At 71.3% G+C, this 20,025-nt stretch carries 20 protein-coding genes; 8 read left to right on the forward strand and 12 right to left on the reverse strand.

What is annotated here, in order from left to right; all coding sequences use genetic code 11:
* Positions 1–112 precede the first annotated feature (112 nt).
* Positions 113–1,162, forward strand: coding sequence for a zinc-binding dehydrogenase (locus MHO01S_RS14285; protein ID WP_197425776.1), 1,050 nt, complete (start codon positions 113–115; stop codon positions 1,160–1,162).
* Here the strand turns inward: MHO01S_RS14285 and MHO01S_RS14290 are convergent.
* Positions 1,152–1,826, reverse strand: coding sequence for a Type 1 glutamine amidotransferase-like domain-containing protein (locus tag MHO01S_RS14290; RefSeq protein WP_060960135.1), 675 nt, complete (start codon positions 1,824–1,826; stop codon positions 1,152–1,154). The genes MHO01S_RS14285 and MHO01S_RS14290 overlap by 11 nt on opposite strands.
* 118 nt (positions 1,827–1,944) lie before the next feature.
* On the opposite strand from MHO01S_RS14290, the gene MHO01S_RS14295 reads away from it, so the two are divergent.
* Entirely contained in the window at positions 1,945–2,376 is a 432-nt protein-coding gene (locus MHO01S_RS14295) for an NUDIX hydrolase (RefSeq protein WP_060960134.1), read from the forward strand.
* Positions 2,377–2,400: 24 nt separating this feature from the next.
* Here the strand turns inward: MHO01S_RS14295 and MHO01S_RS14300 are convergent, their stop codons facing one another.
* Positions 2,401–3,921, reverse strand: coding sequence for an SDR family NAD(P)-dependent oxidoreductase (locus tag MHO01S_RS14300; protein WP_082734205.1), 1,521 nt, complete (start codon positions 3,919–3,921; stop codon positions 2,401–2,403).
* Between the two features lie 73 nt (positions 3,922–3,994).
* Positions 3,995–4,669 (reverse strand): hypothetical protein, encoded by a 675-nt coding sequence (locus MHO01S_RS14305; protein ID WP_060960133.1) that lies wholly within the window; start codon positions 4,667–4,669, stop codon positions 3,995–3,997.
* A gap of 150 nt (positions 4,670–4,819) precedes the next feature.
* Between MHO01S_RS14305 and MHO01S_RS14310 the strand changes: the two genes are divergently transcribed.
* Entirely contained in the window at positions 4,820–5,224 is a 405-nt protein-coding gene (locus MHO01S_RS14310; RefSeq protein ID WP_060960132.1) for a DUF6855 family protein, read from the forward strand.
* Between the two features lie 139 nt (positions 5,225–5,363).
* On the opposite strand, the gene MHO01S_RS14315 is transcribed toward MHO01S_RS14310, so the two are convergent.
* The 4 genes from MHO01S_RS14315 to MHO01S_RS14330 are packed head-to-tail and all read right to left on the reverse strand — an operon-like array spanning position 5,364 to position 10,216.
* Positions 5,364–7,058, reverse strand: a complete 1,695-nt coding sequence (locus tag MHO01S_RS14315; protein WP_060960131.1) for a glycoside hydrolase family 13 protein — start codon at positions 7,056–7,058, stop codon at positions 5,364–5,366.
* Between the two features lie 40 nt (positions 7,059–7,098).
* Positions 7,099–8,007: a carbohydrate ABC transporter permease gene (locus MHO01S_RS14320; protein ID WP_060960130.1), complete on the reverse strand. Its 909-nt coding sequence runs from the start codon at positions 8,005–8,007 to the stop codon at positions 7,099–7,101.
* Positions 8,007–8,915 (reverse strand): carbohydrate ABC transporter permease, encoded by a 909-nt coding sequence (locus MHO01S_RS14325; protein WP_060960129.1) that lies wholly within the window; start codon positions 8,913–8,915, stop codon positions 8,007–8,009. The genes MHO01S_RS14320 and MHO01S_RS14325 overlap by 1 nt, the downstream gene beginning before the upstream one ends.
* Positions 8,912–10,216 (reverse strand): ABC transporter substrate-binding protein, encoded by a 1,305-nt coding sequence (locus MHO01S_RS14330; protein ID WP_060960128.1) that lies wholly within the window; start codon positions 10,214–10,216, stop codon positions 8,912–8,914. The genes MHO01S_RS14325 and MHO01S_RS14330 overlap by 4 nt, the downstream gene beginning before the upstream one ends.
* 119 nt (positions 10,217–10,335) lie before the next feature.
* Between MHO01S_RS14330 and MHO01S_RS14335 the strand changes: the two genes are divergently transcribed.
* Positions 10,336–11,598: an ROK family protein gene (locus tag MHO01S_RS14335; protein WP_061782513.1), complete on the forward strand. Its 1,263-nt coding sequence runs from the start codon at positions 10,336–10,338 to the stop codon at positions 11,596–11,598.
* A gap of 438 nt (positions 11,599–12,036) precedes the next feature.
* Here MHO01S_RS14335 and MHO01S_RS14340 read toward each other — a convergent pair whose 3' ends face one another.
* Together MHO01S_RS14340 and MHO01S_RS14345 are read right to left on the reverse strand one after the other, a co-directional pair.
* A complete protein-coding gene (locus tag MHO01S_RS14340) occupies positions 12,037–12,372 on the reverse strand; it encodes a DUF6804 family protein (protein ID WP_060961165.1) in 336 nt (111 codons plus the stop codon).
* Positions 12,369–13,430: a zinc-binding dehydrogenase gene (locus MHO01S_RS14345; protein WP_061782514.1), complete on the reverse strand. Its 1,062-nt coding sequence runs from the start codon at positions 13,428–13,430 to the stop codon at positions 12,369–12,371. The genes MHO01S_RS14340 and MHO01S_RS14345 overlap by 4 nt, the downstream gene beginning before the upstream one ends.
* Positions 13,431–13,611: 181 nt before the next feature.
* On the opposite strand from MHO01S_RS14345, the gene MHO01S_RS14350 reads away from it, so the two are divergent.
* Positions 13,612–14,817, forward strand: coding sequence for an ice-binding family protein (locus MHO01S_RS14350; RefSeq protein WP_060961163.1), 1,206 nt, complete (start codon positions 13,612–13,614; stop codon positions 14,815–14,817).
* 35 nt (positions 14,818–14,852) lie between these two features.
* Positions 14,853–15,020: a hypothetical protein gene (locus MHO01S_RS16710; RefSeq protein ID WP_167626536.1), complete on the forward strand. Its 168-nt coding sequence runs from the start codon at positions 14,853–14,855 to the stop codon at positions 15,018–15,020.
* 60 nt (positions 15,021–15,080) lie between these two features.
* On the opposite strand, the gene MHO01S_RS14355 is transcribed toward MHO01S_RS16710, so the two are convergent.
* The 3 genes from MHO01S_RS14355 to MHO01S_RS14365 form a co-directional block, all read right to left on the reverse strand.
* Positions 15,081–16,232: a DUF998 domain-containing protein gene (locus MHO01S_RS14355; RefSeq protein WP_060961162.1), complete on the reverse strand. Its 1,152-nt coding sequence runs from the start codon at positions 16,230–16,232 to the stop codon at positions 15,081–15,083.
* 377 nt (positions 16,233–16,609) lie between these two features.
* Positions 16,610–17,185 (reverse strand): dihydrofolate reductase family protein, encoded by a 576-nt coding sequence (locus MHO01S_RS14360; protein WP_061782515.1) that lies wholly within the window; start codon positions 17,183–17,185, stop codon positions 16,610–16,612.
* Between the two features lie 98 nt (positions 17,186–17,283).
* On the reverse strand, positions 17,284–18,555 hold the full coding sequence (locus MHO01S_RS14365) for an alpha-hydroxy acid oxidase (protein ID WP_060961167.1): 1,272 nt from the start codon (positions 18,553–18,555) through the stop codon (positions 17,284–17,286).
* Between the two features lie 112 nt (positions 18,556–18,667).
* Between MHO01S_RS14365 and MHO01S_RS14370 the strand changes: the two genes are divergently transcribed.
* Together MHO01S_RS14370 and MHO01S_RS14375 are read left to right on the forward strand one after the other, a co-directional pair.
* Positions 18,668–19,474 carry a FadR/GntR family transcriptional regulator gene (locus MHO01S_RS14370; protein ID WP_082734319.1) on the forward strand — a complete coding sequence of 269 codons (807 nt, stop codon included), beginning with the start codon at positions 18,668–18,670 and terminating at the stop codon, positions 19,472–19,474.
* A 10-nt stretch (positions 19,475–19,484) separates the two neighbouring features.
* Positions 19,485–20,021, forward strand: coding sequence for a GNAT family N-acetyltransferase (locus MHO01S_RS14375; RefSeq protein WP_060961161.1), 537 nt, complete (start codon positions 19,485–19,487; stop codon positions 20,019–20,021).
* Positions 20,022–20,025: the final 4 nt, after the last annotated feature.

Consider the following 20,025-nt stretch of genomic DNA (forward strand, 5'->3'; position numbering starts at 1 on the left):
GCCGCAAAAGACGGCGCGACCTGCGATTCTGCCCCACGGAGGGGCCCTTGCGGCAAGCCCCCCTCCGCGCGGGATAATGGAAAGGGCAGGCCGGATGGCGTGAAATGTACTCATGCGAGCAACCGTCATGTTCGGCGCCGGAGACGTCCGCGTCGAGAACGTCCCCGATCCCGTCGTCCAGCAGCCGACCGACGCCGTCGTGCGCATCGTCCGCGCGTGCGTCTGCGGCTCCGATCTGCACCCGTACCATTCGATGGCCGAGTCGTCGAAGGGCCGGCGGATGGGGCACGAGCTCATCGCCGTCGTCGAGGAGACCGGCGCCGAGGTGACGGCGGTGCGCCCGGGCGACTTCGTGATCGTGCCGTTCGTCTACTCCGACAACACGTGCGTCTTCTGCCGGGAGGGCTTCCAGACCTCGTGCCTGCACGGCGGGTTCTACGGCAGCGGGCGCGTCGGCGGCCTCCAGGCCGAACGGGCCCTCATCCCCCAGGCCGACGGCACCTTGGTCGTCGTGCGCGACGTCGATCCGGATGCCGCATCCGACGCGCTGCTCGCCTCGCTGCTGACGCTCTCGGACGTGTACCTCACGGGTTATCACGCCGCGCATCTCGCCCGGGTCCGCGCCGGGCAGACGGTCACCGTGATCGGCGACGGCGCCGTGGGCCTGTCGGCGGTGCTGGCCGCCCGAACCCTCGGGGCCGAGCGGATCATCCTGATGGGTCGGCACACCGACCGCACCGATCTCGGCGTGGAGTTCGGCGCGACCGACGTCGTCGCGGAGCGGGGAGCCGAGGGGATCGCCCGTGTCCGCGACCTCACGAACGGCGAGGGCAGCCACGTCGTCATCGAGGCCGTCGGCCACATGCCCGCGTACGAGCAGGCGTACGGTGTCGTGCGCCCCGGCGGCGTCATCTCCCGCGTCGGCGTGCCGCAGTACGAGAGCGCACCGGTCGGATCGGCGTCGCTGTTCGGCAAGAACATCACGCTGACCGGAGGGGTGGCCCCGGTGCGCGCCTATCTCGACGACACGATCCCGCTGGTGCTCGACGGCACGATCGATCCCGGCCGCGTGTTCGACCGGATCATGACGCTCGACGAGGCGCCCGCCGCCTACGCCGCGATGGACGCGCGCGAGGCGCTGAAGGTGATGCTCACGCGTTGAGCAGCTCCCAGGTGCCCTCGGAGATCACCTCGACCGCGCCGTCGACGACCCGGATGGCCGTCTGGTCGTCGATGGCGTAGGCGCGCGCCCCGAGGGCGGCCGCCCATCGGTGCGCCGCCGCGGTCGTGTTCCCCGTCCAGCCCGGGTAGTCGAGGTGGGGGAAGATCGAGAAGTCGACGAGGCCGAGCGTCTCGTCGGTGCCGCCGGGGTCGCGGTCGACGAACTCCGGGCCCACGCGGGGTGTGAGCGCCATGCTCCCCGCACTGATGCCGACCCAGACGGTGTCCTCGAGCTCGGGCAGCAGATCGCCGAGCCCCGAGGTGCGGATCCACTCGGCGAGGTACACCGCCTCACCCCCGTCGACGAGCAGGGCGTCGGCCTGGCGCACCCACGGCATCCACCGCTCGGGCGCGATCGTCGGCAGTGCGGTGAGCTCGAGCACCCCGACGGAGCGCCATCCGAGTTCGACGGGACTGGGGATGCCGTCCGGCCAGGTGCCCGCCGTGGATCGCCAGACCGTCTCGGGCGAGCACATCGGCTGCCCCCACTGGGCCGTCGGCACGAACAGCGCGGAGCTGTCGGCGATGGGTTTGCCGAGCATCTCCTCGAGGGTGCGGCGGATGCTGTCGTTGGTGACCCCGCCCGAGGTCAGCAGGAGCTTCATACGCCCAGTCAACCGTCTGCGGCGGCGCACGGCCAGGGGCCGCCCTCGCCGGGCGCGCGGGCTCAGCGCACCCGCGACGCCGCGGCGGCACGGGGTCGTCGACTGTTAGCGTTCGAGGGTGACCTCGACACCGGATGCCTCCGCCGCCCCGACCGGATCCGCACGCTCGATCCGCGTCTCCGCCGCCGTGATCACCGACGCGGACGGCCGCCTGCTCCTCGTGCGCAAGGCGGGCACCCGCGCGTTCATGCAGCCGGGCGGCAAGCCCGAGGCCGGTGAGGATGCCGCGCAGACGCTCATCCGCGAGCTCGCCGAGGAGATCGGGCTGCGCCTGACCGGTGCCGACCTCACGCCGCTCGGCGAGTTCACCGCGCCCGCCGCGAACGAGCCGGGCTTCGCCGTCGTCGCCGACGTCTTCCGCGTCGACATCGGCGATCAGCAGCCGGTGACGGATGCCGAGATCGAGGAGCTGCGCTGGGTCGACCGGGCCGCGGCATCCGCTCTGGAGGTCGCGCCGCTCGCGGCGGCCTACTTCCTGCCGGAGCACTGAGCGCGCCGACCGGTCAGCGGCCGGTCACCACGGGCTCTTGCGGTAGTCCTTGAGGAAGATGCCGAACAGGTCTTCGCCCGCCTCGCCCCGCACGATCGGGTCGTAGACGCGGGCCGCGCCGTCGACCAGGTCGAGCGGTGCGTGGAAGCCCTCCTCGGCGAGGCGCACCTTCGTGTAGTGGGGGCGTTCGTCGGTGATCCAGCCGGTGTCGACGGCCGTCATGAGGATGCGGTCGGTCTCGAACATCTCGCGGGCGCTGGTGCGCGTGAGCATGTTCAGCGCCGCCTTGGCCATGTTCGTGTGCGGATGCCCCGGCCCCTTGTATCCGCGGCTGAACACCCCCTCCATGGCCGACACGTTCACGACGTACTTTCGCCGCGCCGGCGACGCCGCCATGGCGGGGCGCAGGCGGGAGACGAGCAGGAACGGCGCGGTCATGTTCGCCAGCTGCACCTCGAGCATCTCCAGCGGCTCGACCTGGTCCACCGACTGGGTCCAGCTGTTGATGTGGTTCTCGTCGGGCACGAGACCGCCCGCGTCGATGGCGGTGCCCGCCGCCAGGCGCTCCAGCGACGACGAGCCCGCCGCCATCGCCTCGGCGGTCAGCTCGTCGGCCGTGCGGGCCGCGGCTGCGAGGATCGGATGGCTCGACACCGACTGCGCGAGCGCGAGGGGATGCGCGTCGTTGGTGTGGCCGAAGGTCAGCAGCTCCGGCAGGGGTCCCGTCGGCAGCGGCGCGAGCTCGGCATCCACGAGCGGCTTGTAGGCCCCGGCGGAGCGGCGCACGGTCTGCGCCGCGTTGTTGATGAGGATGTCGAGCGGTCCGTCGGCGGCCACGGCATCCGCGAGACCGATGACCTGGGCGGGATCGCGCAGGTCGATGCCGACGATCTTGAGCCGGTGAATCCAGTCGGCGCTGTCGGGGAGGGCCGAGAAGCGGCGGACGGCGTCGCGGGGGAAGCGTGTCGTGATCGTCGTGTGCGCGCCGTCGCGCAGCAGCCGCAGAGCGATGTACATGCCGATCTTCGCGCGGCCGCCGGTGAGGAGGGCTCGCCTGCCGGTCAGGTCGGTGCGGGCGTCGCGCTTGGCGTGACTCATCGCCGCGCAGTCGGGGCACAGCTGGTGGTAGAACGCGTCGACGGTCGTGTACAGCTCTTTGCAGATGTAGCAGGCGCGGGGCTTGATCAGCTCGCCGGCGATCGGCGCCGCCGTGCGCGCCGCGAGCGGGATGCCGCGGGTCTCGTCGTCGATGCGGTCGGGGGCGCCCGTGGCGGTGGCGGCGACCACCGCGCGGTCGGCGTCGGCGATGCGCTGGCGCTTCTCCTGACGGGACAGGCGCTTGACGTCCTTGTACATCTTGCCCGTCTGGCGGCGCAGGGCGATGTACGCGGGATCGTCGCGGTCGAGGTGGGATGCCGCGTCGATGACGCGCAACGCGATCTCGAGCTCGGCCGGGTCGATCGTCGGCGCGCTCGGGTCGGTCGTCGGCGGTGCCGAGGCGGAGCTCTCGGGGGTGTTCGCGGGGTCGGCGGGACTTTCGGGCACGCCAGAGTTTACCCGGCCACGGCCGGGTCGGGTGTCGGTGTGCCCGGGCCGGAGGCGGCGCGGCGGTCGAGTGTCAGCCCGCGATGCCGAGGAGCTGCTTCGCGGCGGCGACCGCGGGGCCGCCGGAGATGCGCGGATCCTGGTTGAGGGCACCGGAGGTGATCGCGACGGCGAGCCCCGGCACGTCGACGTTGGTCACGAAGATGCGCAGGTCGCCGGTGTTCTTCGTCAGCCAGGCGATGCCGCCGCGCGCCTCGAGCGCGGCATCCGCGACATACTCGGAGCCGATGGCGGCGATGTCGTCCTTGGCGGCGACGTCGACGGCGCCGTTGTTGGTCGTGACCGTGATGCTGACATTGTTGACGTCGTCGCCGATCGCCGAGATCCAGTCGCACTGCACGGTCTGGCCGTCGTTGTCCGCACCGTTCGGCTCGAGCCCGTCGAGCGCCGAGCCCAGCAGCGACCCCATCGCGGCGCAGTCGGGGTAGCGGCCGAGCACATCGGCGAGCGCCATGGTCGGGACCGACGGTGCGCTGCCCCCGCCCGCGTCACCACCGCCGTCGCCTCCGTCGCCGTCGCCGGGATCGCCGGTGCTGCCGGTGGGCGTCGCGGCTCCGACGGCGCCCGAGCCGGAGACCGACGGCGATGACGCGACGTCGGCCGCGGCGGCGCATCCCGCGAAGCCGAGAGCAGCGGCGCCGAGAAGGAGGACGAGAGCGGTACGGGGTACGAAGCGGGGGGCTGTCACCCCGGCATCCTAGCCAGCGTCACGAACCCGCCACGGAAGTTCTCCACAGCCCCTCGCCTCGGCAACCTGGGCTCGACCGCTGCCGCGATCGTTGACTCGGCGCCGGTGCCGTGCGAGCCTGACGGTCAAGCACGCTCGCGGGAGGCAGCCATGGTCGAAGGCACGAAGCAATCCCCCTGGGATCTGACCACCGCCCCGGGCACATCCCGCTACAGCATCTACCGGGATGATTCCGCCGACCCCCCTGTGCTGTTCTGCCACGTGGGCACCACCTGGCTCACCTACCACGCCCGTGCCGTCGAAGATCTGACGCAGTGGCTCGCGGCTCAGGGGGATTGGGTTCCACTCGGAGCCGCGGATGAGAACAAGCCGGCATCTCCCGGAACGATCGAAGCATGGGCTCGGGAGCCCACGAACCCTGTCGGTGGGTGGTATGGCCTGCGCAAGGGGTATCGAGGACGGTTCGCCATGTACGTTCCTCCGCTCTTGGAGCGGCTGGGTCTGATCGAACTGACGCACGACCCCCGCAACAACAAGGCGCGCGCGATCGTCTGATCGTGCAGGTTCGCGCGGCCCGCCCGCGGCGCCCGAACTGCAAGGGATGCCGGGCGACACGCCGCGGCATCCGCTCACCCGGCGGCGCGCCGCCCGAGAGACCGTGCAGTTCGGGCGCCCCTGAGGTCACCCCGCCGGCTCAGGCCGCGGCGACCCACACGGTCGTCTCCCCCGGCACGACGCCCCCGTCGATCGGCGCGCTCGACAGCACCACACGCTGCCCCGAGGCGAGGGGCAGCGCGAACGGCTCCACGCCGAACACCGTCACGACCTCCCACCCGTTCGGGCGGCGGAAGCGCAGCACGTCGTCCCGGCCGGTCTCGACCCATTCCAGGTGCTCCGGCGCGAGCAGCTCGTGCCGCAGGGCGAGCGCGCGACGGTAGAGCGAGAGCGTGGATGCCGGGTCGCCCTCCTCCGCCTCGACCGCCACGTCCGCGAACCACCACGGCTGCGGCAGGTGCGCGCCGCCCGAACCGAAACCGAACGAGGAGCCCTCGCGGGTCCAGGGCAGCGGCACGCGGCATCCGTCGCGCCCGTACTGCTCCTGGTGCGTGCGGAAGAAGGTCGGGTCCTGACGCTGGTCGGCGGGGATCTCGGCCACTTCGTGCAGGCCCAGCTCCTCGCCCTGGTACAGGTATGCCGATCCGGGCAGCCCGAGCAGGAACAGCGACGCCGCGCGCGCACGCCGCAGTCCCCCGACCCGATCGATGACCGCTTCGTCGGCGCCGGCTTCGAGCCAGCCCCCGCCGTGTCGGTTCGGCACGGCGCCGTCGATCTCCTCGACCCGCGGCAGTGCGTAGCGCGTCGCGTGCCGGAACACGTCGTGATTCGACAGCACCCACGTGCTCGACGAGCCGGAACGGGCCGCGAGGGCGATGTTGTCGGTCACGATCCGGCGGAACTCGCGCGCGTCGAACGACGCGCGCAGCAGGTCGAAGTTGAACGACTGGCCCAGGCTCTCCGGGCTCGCGTACTTCGGCACCCGGTCGGAGGCGACCCAGGCCTCGGCGACGGCCGTGCGCGGCGGGTCGTACGCGTCGAACACGCGGCGCCACTCGGCGTAGATCTCGTGCACGTCATCGCGGTCGAGCAGCGGGTGCGAGCCGTCGACGGGCAGCGCCGCAAGCTCGGCCGCGGACGGCAGCGGCTCGCTCAGATCCTTCGTGAGCATGTGCGCGACGTCGATGCGGAAGCCGTCGACCCCGCGATCCGACCAGAACCGCAGCGTGGTCAGGAAGTCGGCGCGCACCTCCGGGTTGCTCCAGTCGAGGTCGGGCTGCTCGATCGCGAAGCTGTGCAGGTACCACTGCCCGTCGGCGACGCGCTCCCACGCCGACCCGCCGAACGCCGCGGTCCAGTCCGTCGGCGGCTCGGATCCGTCGGGGCCGCTTCCCTCGCGGAAGATGTAGCGCCGCCGTGCGGCCGATCCCCGACCGGCGGCGAGGGCCTCCTGGAACCACGCGTGCCGGTCGGACGTGTGGTTCGGCACGATGTCGACGACGATCCGGATGCCGCGGGCATGCAGCGCCGCGACGAGCTCGTCGAAATCGTCGAGCGTGCCGAGCCGCGGATCGACGTCGCGGTAGTCCGCCACGTCGTAGCCGCCGTCGGCGAGCTCGGAGGGGTAGAAGGGACTGAGCCAGACGGCATCCACACCCAGCTCGGCCAGGTAGTCGGCGCGCGACAGGATGCCGCGGAGGTCGCCGATGCCGTCGCCGTCGGCATCCGCGAAGCTGCGGGGGTAGACCTGGTAGACGACGGCCTGGCGCCACCAGTCCCGATCCTCCGGGCGGGAGAGCGCGGGGCGGTCGGAGACGGAGAGCAGGGCGGACATGCGGGACCTTTCGATAGGAGAGGGGAGGTGAGAGACGGGATCAGCCCTTGACGGCGCCCTGGGTGACGCCCTCCATCACCCAGCGCTGGGTGAAGAGATAGGCGAGGATCGCGGGCGCCATCGCCATGAGGTACGACGCGAACGACACGTTGTAGTTGTTGCTGAACTGCGTCTGGAAGAGGTTCTGGCGCACGGGCAGCGTCTGCAGCGCCGGGTCGGAGATGATGAGCGACGGCATCATGAAGTCGTTCCAGGCGTAGAGGAACGCGAAGATGCCGACGGTCGCGCTCATCGGTGCGAGCAGCGGGAAGATGAGCCTCCAGAACGTCTGCCAGGTGGTGGCGCCGTCGATGCGCGCGCTCTCCTCGAGCTCGATCGGGATCGACCGCAGGAACGCCGTGAACAGCAGGACGCTGAAGCTCAGCTGGAACATCGTGGCGAGGATGATGACCCCGAACGGGTTGTCCAGTCCGACCCGGCCGGTGAGCTGGATCTGCGGCAGCGCCACGACGGGGAACGGGATGAACATCGCGGCCAGCAGGTAGAAGAACGAGTACCGGAACAGCCGCCGATCCCAGTTGCGCACGATCGCGTACGACGCGAACGCGGCCAGCAGGATCGTCGCGACGACGGTGCCCGCGGTGACGAACAGGGAGATGCCCGCCCCGACCGGGAACGTCGTGAGGTTCCACGCCTCGACGAAGCCGTCGAAGCTGAACGGCGCGGGCAGCGAGAACGCGTTGCCGTCGACGGCCTGACCGGTGGTCTTCAGCGACATCGAGATCGTGACGTACAGCGGCAGCAGCACGGTGACGGCGCAGAGGATCAGGATGACCGTGGTCGACCAGCTGACGCGCTCACCGCGGGTGGCGGGGCTCTTGCGACGGCGGTCGTCCGCGGGCGCGAAGGCGGCGGCATCCTCGGCAATGAGGGCGGGTTGCGTGGACATCAGAAGGCGTTCCTTCCGCGAGTCAGCGAGAGCTGGAGCAGGGAGATGAGGATGGCGACGACGAAGAAGATGGTCGCGTTGGCCATCTGGTAGGCGTAGTCGCCGCCGTTGAAGCCCGCGATGATCGTCATCGCGACGCTGCGGGTGGCGGTGCCGGGGCCGCCGTTGGTGAGTCCGACGATGATGTCGTACGCGTTCAGGAAGCCCTTGAATCCGAGGATGACGTTGATGACGACGTACCCGGCGACCAGCGGCAGGGTGATGCGCACGAGCTGCTGGCCTTTGGAGGCGCCGTCCAGCGCCGCCGCCTCATAGACGTCGCCGGGCACGGCGAGCAGGCCGGCGATGTAGATGAGCAGCGTTCCCGGGATCGCCTGCCACGCGGTCACGATCACGATCGCGACCCAGGCCAGGTCGGGATCGGCGAGCAGGCTCGTCGACAGCGCCGGGATGCCGAGGGCCTCCCCGACCGACGGCAGCGAGTTCGAGAACAGGAAGTTGAAGACGTAGGCGATGATGATGCCCGAGATCACCATGGGGATCACGAACACGGTCCGCAGGGCCGTCTTCAGCCGGATGCGGGCGGTGAGGCCCACCGCGAGCAGGAACGCCAGCACGTTCACGACGATCACGGTCGCGATCGAGAAGCCGATCGTGAACAGGTAGCTCTGCAGGATGGCGGGGTCGCTGAACAGGGCGATGTAGTTGGTCAGCCCCGTGAAGTGCCACTCGCCGATGCCGATCGAGTCGGTGAAGCTGAAGAAGATCCCCACGACGCCCGGCACCGTGATCGCCAGCGTGAACAGGACGAGACTCGGGAGCAGGAAGAAGTAGTAGATCGGCTCGACGCGCCGGTGGCTGCGCCGGGCGGTGCGGTCACCGGCGGTGACGATCGTGGACGTGGTCATTGCCCGGACTCCTCTGTCTCGGTCGTGGGGGCGGGTGCGCGGAAGGCGAGGCGCGCCCAGTCGGCATCCATCGTCCGCAGCGTCGCCTCGGGGCTCGCGCCCAGCACGACGGCCTGCACGTAGTTGAAGACGGGGATCGTCTTGGGCACCAGCACCGACGGCCCCTGGTAGACCTTGCCCGCCGTGTAGAAGGGGATCATTCCGGCGATGCGGGGATCGTCCGGTGCGGGCGCGTCGGTGGTGGGGGTGAAGCCGAGCTGCGCGGCGTTGTAGGCCTCGATCGTCTCGGGGCGGTACAGGTACTCGAGGAAGTCCCGCGCGGCATCCTTGTGGCGGGAGCCCTCCGGGATCATCGCCGCGAGGTCCATGTTGACGCGCACGCGGAGGTCGGCCGGATCGTCGGTCATCGGCAGCGGGAACGTGCCGAGGTTCAGGTCGGGCGCGGTCTTCGCGATCTCGCTGAACGCCCACGGTCCCTGCAGGTACATCGCCGCCTCGCCCTTCGCGAAGGCGAGGTTGCCGTCGCCGTAGCCGCGACTGGCGGCATCCGCGTTGACGAACTGCGACGTGAGCTGCGTCATCTTCTCCAAGGGCGCGGTGAAGTCCTTCTGGAACGAGGTGGCCGCGTCGGGACCGACGGCGTCGCCTTCCGCGGCGAGACGGTTGAAGAAGTCGACGACGTCGACCGAGCCGCCGACCGAGTAGTCGTACCAGCCCTGTCCGACCGTCCAGTCGTCCTTGAAGGTCGCGTAGAACGGGGTGATGCCGGCCGCCTTCAGCTTCGCGCAGGCGGCGAGCAGCTCGTCCCACGTCGTGGGCACGTCGATGCCGGCCTGCGCGAAGAGGTCCTCGTTGTAGATGACGGATGCCGCCATCACCGAGTACGGCAGCGCGCTGACGCGACCCGGGCACGAGCCGTACTGGTCCATGAGGGCCTGCAGGTCGTCGCGGGTCGTGGAGGCCGCGGCCGTACCGCTCAGGTCACTGAGGGCGCAGCGCTGCACGAAGCGGGCCGTCTCGTAGTTGTAGTTCGCGAGCATGATGTCGGGCGGGTTGCCGCGGACGAAGCTGGCCGAGACGACGTCGACGCCGGAGGTGTCCATCTCGACGCGCACACGATCCTGCGACGCGTTGTACCGGTCGACCACGCCGTTCATGAAGGCGAGGGCCTCGCGCTTGCTGAAGGTGAAGCGGATGGTTTCGCGCCCGTCACTGCTGCACCCCGCGAGGAGGGTGCCCGCCAGGGCGAGAGCGACGCCGGCGGCGACCGCCCGCAGCGCTCGAGAGGTTCTCACAGACACCGTCGTCCTTCCGTCCGGCGGCGCATGCGCCGCCTCTCGAGATTCGATCCAGATTAGATTTAGTGGTCGAATCAATTGGATGGCAATACTCTGACAGAACACCCGCGGAGAGGTCAAGAGTGAATCAGACGGTCGTCGAGAGCGGCACGGGGCGCGCCAGCGTCGACAGCGTGCTCGACTTCGCGTGGGATGCCGGGGCCTTCACCGCGACCGACGCCATGCAGGCGGCGTCGCTGACGCGATCGACCGCGATCGAGGCGATCGACACCCTCATCGAGGCGCAGGTGCTGCGAGAGCTGCCCAACGCCCGCGATGCCGACCAGTACCGCGCGGGGCGCCCGGCGCGGCGATTCGAGCTGCGCTCCGATGCCGGCGTCATCGTCGCCCTCGACGCCGGTGACACGCATCTGACCGCCGCGATCGCGGATCTGGCGGGCGAGACGATCGTCCGCTCGCAGATTCCGCTGTCACCGGCGCAGAGCGTGGACGACCGTCGTGCGGCGATCGTGGGGCACGTGCAGGCGACCCTCGCCGACGCCCGGATCACGGCCGACCGCGTGCTGGCGCTGTGCGCAGGGGTCGCCGCACCCGTGACGCGTCGCGGCGCCTCGCCCCCGCATCCGGAAGGCTTCTGGGAGCGCACCAATCCGGGGCTGATCGACGCGCTGCACGACTGGGCAGACGTGGTGGAGGTCAAGAACGACGCACAGCTGGCCGCTGCCGCCGAGGGCACCGACGGCGGCGCGGTCGGGTGCCGCGACTACGTCGCCCTGCTCGCGGGAGAGCGCCTGGGCGCCGGCGTGGTCGTCGACGGACACCTCCTCCACGGCGCGCACGGCGGGGTCGGGGAGATGTTCGCGTTCGACTACATCCGCGACGTCGACTCGGCTTTCGGGCTCGGCCCGTCACTCGAACGGCACGCGCGCGAGCTCATCTCCCGGGCGGTCGCCGGCGAGGCGGAGGCCCGCGAGGCGGAGGCCGGGCGGGCGGGCGCCGGAGAGCGGCGTGCCGGGCTGGCCGCCCTCGACCCCGCCGCCGTGCACGGGCGGGAGGTGCTGGAGCTGGCCGCCGCCGGCGATCCGCTCGCCCGCGAAGCCGCGGATGCCGTCGGTCGCGTGCTCGCGCGCATCGTGGGCGTTCTCGGGAACATGTTCGACCCCGAGCGCGTCATCGTGTGCGGGGCGATCGCCGACGGCATCCAGCCCGTGCTCGATGCCGCGCAGCGCACGCTCGCCGCGCAGATCCACCTCCCCGCGCCGGCGCTGCTGAGCTCGACGCTCGGTGGCGACGTCGTCATCCGGGGCGCGCTGGCCCGGGCGCGCGAGTGCGCCCGCACCGTCGCCCTCCCCCGGCGCGTCGCCCGGGCCGCCCGCCCCGCCTGACCCCCGCCGCCGGCGGCAGGGCTCGGTGTCGCGCGGCCCGGCCTGGCCTGGCTCGGCCTGAAGCGGAGCCCAACTGCAAGGGATGCCGGGCGACACGCCGCAGCATCCGCTCACCCCGCGGCGCGCCGCGCGACAGACCTTGCAGTTCGGGACGCGGAGGATCGACGGGCGCGGCGAGCCCTTGCAGATCGGGCGCCGCACCGGCGCCGACGCGGACCGCCACCAGCCATCGCACGCCGCACGCACCCAACCTGTCCCGCCCCGCCGCCCGGCCGCGCCCGACCTGACCCGCCGCAGCCTGAAGCGGAGCCCAACTGCAAGGGATGCCGGGCGACACGCCGCAGCATCCGCTCACCCCGCGGCGCGCCGCGCGACAGACCTTGCAGTTCGGGACGCGGGAGGATCAAGGGCGCGGCGAGCCCCTACGGCCTGGCCGGATCAGTCCCGCGGGGTCTTGATCAGCGCGCCGGCGACGAGGAAGACGATCGCGGCCGCCGGCTGCACGAGCGACCAGACCACGCCGTCGAACCCGAACGGAAAGACCGGGTTCCACACCACGGCGATCACGGCGAACACCGCCGCCCACACCCACTGACGCACCTGCACGGCGAACCAGCCGACGATCAGCGCCAGGATCGCGACGACGAAGAGCACGACGATCCCCCAACCCGCCGTCAACAGCACGGGCGCGAGGAACAGCACGGCGGCCGCGATCAACGCGGGGGCGAGGGCGTTGCGCTGGAACGTCGGCTCGCTCGGCTTCGCGCCACTCATGCGGTCGCCTCCGACACGGCATCCACCGCAGGATCGATCATCGTCATACCGGCAAGCGTGGCACGGTCGAAGGCGGGCAGCAGCGCAGCGGCCTCGGCGAGCGAGATCGTGCGTTCGATGAGATCCTGCGGGCGCAGTCGCCCGGCCGCGATGAGCTCGAGCATCGCCGGATAATCGACGGCGGCCATGCCGTGGCTGCCGAGCAGATCGAGTTCCCAGGCGATGGCCCGCGCCATCGGCATCCCCGACAGCCCGGTCTCCGACGGGAGCAGCCCGACCTGCACGTGGCGACCGCGGCGACGCAGGCTCAGCACGGCATCCGTCGCGGTCTGTTCCGCGCCCACCGCGTCGATCGACACGTGTGCGCCTCCCCCGGTGATCCGGTGGACGGCGTCGGGCACATCCGTCCCATCGGCGAGCACCACGGCGTCGGCGCCCAGAGCGGATGCCGCGGCCAGCGCCGCCTCCGTCCGGTCGACGGCCACGACGTGCGCCCCGAGCGCGCGGGCGATCATCACGACACTCAGCCCCACCCCACCCGCACCGACCACGACGACCCACTCACCGGGCTGCAGCCGGGCGCGGGCGGTCAGGGCGCGAAACGCGGTCGCAAACCGGCATCCGAGTGAGGCGGCCGCGGCGAACGACACGTCGTCGGGGATGCGCACGAGGTTGGTGTCTGCGGCGTGAAGGGCGACGCGCTCGGCGAACGAGCCCCAGTGCGTGAACCCGGGCTGCTGCTGGTCGGGGCACACCTGCGCGTCGCCGGCGCGGCACCACTCGCACGCCCCGCAGCCGCAGACGAACGGCACCGTCACCCGGTCGCCGACCGCGAAACGCTCCACCCCCGCGCCCGTCTCCACGACGACCCCGGCCAGCTCATGGCCCGGAACGTGGGGCACCGCGATGTCGTCGTGGCCCACCCACGCGTGCCAGTCACTGCGGCACAGGCCTGTCGCCCGCACCTCCACGACGACGCCGCCTGCGGGTGCGACCGGGTCATCGACCTCACGCACCTCCAACGGCTCGCCGACGGCATCCATCACCACTGCACGCATCCGGGCCCTTTCGTCCCTTTCACGCTAGCCGGTGACGCGGCCCGTCCATTCCTGACCGTTTGGCACCAATCGTTGCCGTTTCCCCAGATCCGCGCGGGAAAGGAGCATACTGCACAGACAGGAGATCATCCCCACGTCGTCGACGGCTACCCTGTCCTCCCCCCTTCAGACAGGTGCCGCCATGGCCACATCCCGCTCGTTCCCTCCTTTTCTCACGGTCCTCACCGGCCTCGCTCTCGCCGCGTCGCTGGCGATGATCGCCAGCTCGTCCGCGTCGGCGGCAACGGTGATCGACGGCCCGGTCGACCTCGGCACGGCCGCGCCCTACGGTGTCCTCGGCGCCAGCGCCGTCACGAACACCGGACCCACCGTCGTGAACGGAGATCTCGGAATCTCCCCGGGCACCTCGATCACGGGCTTCGGGGCCGCGCCGGACGGCGTCGTCAACGGCACGGTCCATCAGACCGACGCTGTGGCCGATCAGGCGCAGAGCGACGCCACGACCGCGTACGACGTCGCCGCCTCGCTGAGCCCCACCCAGACGGGCATGACGGAGCTCAACGGGCTGTCGCTCACGCCGGGTGTCTACTCCGGCGGCGCCCTCGGCCTGGCCGATACGGGTGAGTTGACTCTCGCCGGCAGCGCGGACTCCGTGTGGGTCTTTCAGGCCGCCTCGACGTTGACGATCGGCTCGGGCACGCGCATCATCATCACCGGTGGCGCCAGCTCGTGCAACGTGTTCTGGCAGGTCGGCAGCTCGGCGACCATCGGCACCGGTGCGCAGTTCCAGGGCACCGTGCTCGCTGACCAATCGGTCACCGCCACCACGGGCGCGGTCGTCGTCGGACGACTCCTCGCCCGTAACGGCGCCGTGACGCTCGACACGAACACGATCACCGCGCCGAGCGGCTGCCCGACTCCCGGAACGCCGTCGGAGACCATCGCTCCGGTGATCACCTCGGCCGGGCCGACCGGCGCAACCGCCGGGACGCCCTACTCCTACACGGTCACCGCCACCGGCAACCCCGCCCCCACGTTCACGGCAACCGGCCTGCCTGTCGGGCTGAGCCTGGACGGCGCGACGGGCGTCATCTCGGGCACCCCCACGACACCGGGCACATCGACGGTGACGATCACGGCATCCAACGGCACCTCGCCGGACGACACGACCGTCGTTCAGTTCACCGTCGCCCCGTCGGCGACCACGCCTTCGGCGAACCCCCTCTCCCCTCCGGCGGGTGGTGACGTCGGCGGCGACCAGCCCCCCTCGGAGCTGGCGGCGACGGGCGGCGACTCCACCGTGCCGCTCGCTGCGGCAGGCCTCCTTCTCGTGGGCGGCGTCGCCCTGACCACGATCGCTCGTCGACGTCGGTCACGACGTATCTGAGTTCCCCCCAGCCCGCTGAACATCGAAGGAACCCCATGAAGACCGTCATCGTCCTCCTCGCCATCTGGCTCATCCTCAGCATCGTCGGCTTCGCCATCGAGGGGCTGTTCTGGCTCGGGATCATCGGCATCGTGCTCTTCCTCGCCACCGCGGCCTTCGGCGCTGTCCGCCGCTCCGCCGGCAAGGCCAAACGACGCGCCTGATCCACCGGTGGCGTCCGTCCGCCCACCGGGTGTCACCGGCACGTCCGGCGGGCCGCCCGGTCAGACCGTCGCCACGGTCCCGTCCGGCTGCGCGAGCGGAGCGGACGCGAGGGGTGCGGCCGGTGCGGCGGCATCCGCGTACGCCCTCGCCTGGCGCACGAACAGCATGAGCCACGCGAACAACAGGCCGGCGATGATGAACTCCGACCCGGTGAGGTTGTAGTAGTCGACGGGTACCCAGAGGGCGACGGCGACGAGGATGCCCGCGACCACCAGCACCGAGAAGACCGCGATGTCGCGGCCGATCCCGGGCACGAGCGTCAGCAGGCAACCTACGAGCACGCCGAAGACGACGACCATCCCGGATGCCGCGCCCACGTGAACCGGGAAAGCCACGGCATCCGGAACGAACCCGGCGACCATCAAACACAGGCCGATCACCGCGAGCAGCCACGCGAACAGTCGTGCACGCCGCTGCGCGGTCTCGACGTGCGCGCGCAGTCCGATCTCGAGATCGTGGGCGACGAAGTTCGCGAGCGCCGTGATCACCGCACCGGTCGTGATGAGGGAGAGGTTGAACTGGTAGCCGGCGTATCCCGACTCGTTGCCCAGTTCGGAGAAGTGGAACCTCCACCAATCGCCCTGTGAGGCGCTGACCATGCTCGCCAGCGTGCCGATGAACAAGACGAGAGTGGCCAGGGAGGCGACCCCGGTCGAGGTGACCCGCGCGCCCGAGGCCGACGCGACGTAGGTCATCGCTCCGACGGCAGCGGCGGCGAGGGCAGCGGCACCGAACGGGTCGATCGTGAGGCCGCGGAATCCCAGCTGGAACAGCTCCGCGACGGCCACCACCACCAGCGCCGCGAGCATCATCATCGCGGCCGACAGTGCGATCAGGTCGGTGGCCCGCTTGGCGCGCGGCAGAGTGTTGCGCCACGCGAGATATCCACGGCGCCGTTCAAGGGCGAACGAGACGGCGAAGGCGGGACCGGCCGCGATCGCCGCGAGCAGCGCCGCCAGGCTCCCGACGGATTCGCCGCCGCCGAGCGGCATCCGTACCCCACCCATGACGAGCACCGTCGCCGCCGCTGCGACAAGAGCGGCGCCCAGCGCCCACCGTGTCGCTCGGGCCTCGACCGTCGGGGAGAAGCGGGGCGTCTCGGATGCCGCGTGGTGCGTCCGTCGCGCGGGAGACGTCCGCCATCTGCTCACGCGTCGAGCTTACTTTCGGCCCCGCCCGCACCGTCCGCCGCCGGGCCAGGACTTCGCTGGCCTGCCTCCGGCGGCAGGCGGCCGGTTTGCTGCTTCCCACCCATGACCCGAACTGCAAGGCCACCGCGGGGACACGCCGCGCGGGCGCGCGGCGCACCGGCGTGTCGCCCGGCATCCCTTGCACTTCGGATGGCGGGGTGTCGGCGCTGCCCGGGCGCTTGACGCCGGTTCGGGCCACCCCACCCAGCGCACCCCACCCCGAACTGCAAGGCCACCGCGGCGACACGCCGCCCGGGCGCGCGGCGCACCGGCGTGTCGCCCGGCATCCCTTGCATTTCGGATGCCGCCGCGCCCCACCCACCCCACCCCGCAGGCGCTCAGCGCGCGGGCCGCACCACGCGGTAGCGCAACGCCTGGATGCCGCGGGCCCACCGGTGGCTCGAGACGAGTTCGAGGCTCGTCGGACCGACGCCCCGCGGATAGAACGGGGTGCCCCCGCCGAGCAGGATCGGGTACACGACGCTCCGATACTCGTCGACGAGTCCGGCCGCGGCCACCGCGGCGGCCAGGGTCGCACCCCCGATCGCGACCTCCCCGACCTCGTCGTCGTCGCGCAGGCGCGCGACCTCCGCGATCAGGTCGCCGCGCAGCAGCGTCGTGTTGCGCCCGGGGGCGGCATCCAGCGTCGATGACACGACGATCTTCGGCAGCTCGTTCCAGACCTCGGCGAACTCGCGCTCGAGCGGATCGAAGGTGGGCGCGACCTCGGGATCCTCCCAGTACCGCATCGTCTCGTAGAGGCGGCGCCCCAGGAAGTGAGCGCTCAGCCCGCGGACCTCCTCGAGTGCCGCCCGGAAGATCTCCGCGTCGGGCACGCCCCAGTCGAAGCGACCCTCGGCATCCGTGATGTAGCCGTCGAGCGAGTGCGACATGGAGAACACGATCAGTCCCATGTTCCGCTCCTTCGCGTCGGTGCCGTCGCTGTGCGCCCGAGGCTACACCGAGCGCCCGCGGCGCGACACGGGGTCGGCCGCCGCGGCCAGCCTCCGATTCACACGGATGCCGCGGTCAGCACGCTCCCGTTCGCCGCGCGCGGCACGAGGCGCTCGAGCTGGGTCACGTGGCGCGGCTCGAGCTCGGCGAGGGTCGAGACGCCGAGCAGCTTCATGGTGCGCTCGATCTCGCTGCGGAGGATCTCGATCGTGCGGTCGACGCCCTGGCGTCCACCGGCCATGAGCCCGTACAGGTAGGCGCGGCCGATGAGGGTGAACGTGGCGCCCATCGCGACCGCGGCGACGATGTCGGCGCCGTTCATGATGCCGGTGTCGATCATGACCGTGGCGTCCTTGCCGACCTCGCGCACGACCTCCGGCAGCAGGTGGAACGGGATCGGCGCCCGGTCGAGCTGGCGGCCGCCGTGGTTGGAGAGGATGATGCCGTCGACGCCGCGGTCGATGAGCCGCTTCGAGTCCTCGACGTTCTGCACGCCCTTGACGACGATCTTGCCGGGCCACAGGCTGCGGATGACGTCGAGGTCGTCGTAGCTGATCGTCGGGTCCATCGCCGCGTTCAGGAGCTCACCGACGGTGCCGCCGGTGGTGGACAGCGACGCGAACTCGAGCTTGGGCGTGGTGAGGAAGTCGATCCACCACCACGGGCGCGGGATCGCGTTGATGATCGTGCCGACGGTCAGCTGCGGCGGGATCGAGAAGCCGTTGCGCTTGTCGCGCAGGCGCGCGCCCGCGACGGGCGTGTCCACGGTGAACTGCAGGGTGTCGAAGCCCGCGGCCGCCGCGCGCGTGACGAGTCCGTACGAGATCTCGCGCTCGCGCATGACGTACAGCTGGAACCAGTTGCGCCCGTGCGGGTTCGCGGCCTTCACGTCCTCGATCGAGGTCGTGCCGAGCGTCGAGAGGGTGAACGGGATGCCGGCGGCGCCGGCGGCTCCCGCCCCGGCCGTCTCGCCCTCGGTCTGCATCAGCCGCGTGAAGCCGGTGGGGGCGATGCCGAAGGGCAGCGCCGAGGGGCCGCCGAGGATCTCGGTCGACATGTCGACCTCCGCCGCCGGCCGCAGGATGTCGGGGTGGAACTCGATGTCCTGGAACGCCTGACGTGCGCGGGCGAGCGACAGCTCCCCCTCCGCGGCGCCGTCGGTGTAGTCGAAGGCGGCCTTCGGCGTGCGGCGCTTGGCGATCGTGCGCAGATCGGCGATCGTGAGCGCGGCATCCAGTCGCCTCTTGCGCGCGTCGAGCTCGGGCTTCTTGAACTGCATGAGTTCGAGCAGCTCGGCGGGCTTGGGCAGCTGGCGCTTGATGGGTGACATGACGGCCTTTCGGATGCGACGACGCACGGTCATGGAGAGGTCTGACCTCTAGCGCACGGTATTCGACGCGCCCTAGGCTGTCAAGCGGCGACGAAAGGCGGCGCGATTCGCGATGACGGACGACAGGACGGCATCGCCGTGGCGACCGGTGAAGAAGGCCCGCGCCCACGAGCTGGTGATCGAGGCGATCGAGGACCGGATCCTCTCCGGCGCGCTCCAGGTCGGCGACGCCCTTCCGCCCGAGCGCGAGCTGTCTGCCAGCCTCGAGGTCAGCCGCGCCGGCGTGCGCGAAGCCGTGCGCGTGTTGGAGGCGCAGGGCGTCCTGCGATCGCAGCCCGGAGCGGGCGCCACCGCGGGGACGTTCGTCGCCGCCCTCCCCCGCGACGCGCTGACCCGCTTCCTCCGGCTGCACGTCGCGCTGTCGAACTTCACCATCCAGGACGTCACCGACGCCCGTGTCGTTCTCGAGCGCGCCAGTGCCGCCTCGGCCGCGCGCCGGCTCGACGACGCCGCGCGGACGCGGATGATCGACGCGCTCGACCGGATGGATCAGCCCCACTCGTCGCGGGACTCCTTCAACGACGCCGACACGCAATTCCACCTGGCGATCGCCGAGGCCTCGGGAAGCGCCCTGTCGGCGGCGCTCACCGCCGCCATCCGCAGCGCGATGAAGGTGCCGATCCTCCGCGCCGCCGAGCGCACCGAGGAGTGGCCCGAGGAGTCCGACCGGCTGCGCGCCGAGCACCGGGCGATCTTCACCGCGATCGACGGGGGTGACGCCGATCGGGCCGCCGATCTCGCGGAGACCCATATCCGCCGCGCGGCATCCGTGCTGTTCGGACTCCCGACGACCGCGGGAAGCGTGCCGGTCGGCCGACGGTCGGAGGCCGACGGGCCGATCGTCGCACCCCGCCGGTAACGTGGAGGGAATGCCCCACGCCCCGCTCGTGACCCTGCGCGCCCGCACCGCCGCGGACGTCGACGCGCTCTACCGCCTCAACGCCGACCTGGAGACGTGGGAGGAGCGCACACCGTCGCGGCCCTCCCCGTTGATCCGGTCGGCGTTCGAGAAGCGGCTCACCGACACGGCGAGCGGACCGGGCACGCGCAGCATCGAGTTCGTGATCGATGTCGGCGGCGCCGCGGTCGGCAGCGTGAGCCTGTTCGGATTCGACGACCTCGCCCGTCACGCCGAGATCGGCATCGCCGTGCTCGCCGAGCACCGGGGCCGCGGCATCGGCAGCGCCGCCCTGGCGAAGATGGTCGCCTTCGCATTCGTGCGCTGCAATCTGCGACGCGTGCACCTGCAGGCCATCAGCTCCAACGTCGGTGCGATCCGCGTGTACGAGAAGGCCGGCTTCGAGGTCGAGGGCAGGCTGCGCGAACACGCGTGGGTGCGCGGCGCCTATGAAGACATGGTCGTGCTCGGCCTGCTGCGCACCGACTGGGAGCGCACCGACCGCTGAGGTC

The sequence above is a fragment of the Microbacterium hominis NBRC 15708 genome (assembly GCF_001592125.1).
GTDB classification, from domain to species: domain Bacteria; phylum Actinomycetota; class Actinomycetes; order Actinomycetales; family Microbacteriaceae; genus Microbacterium; species Microbacterium hominis.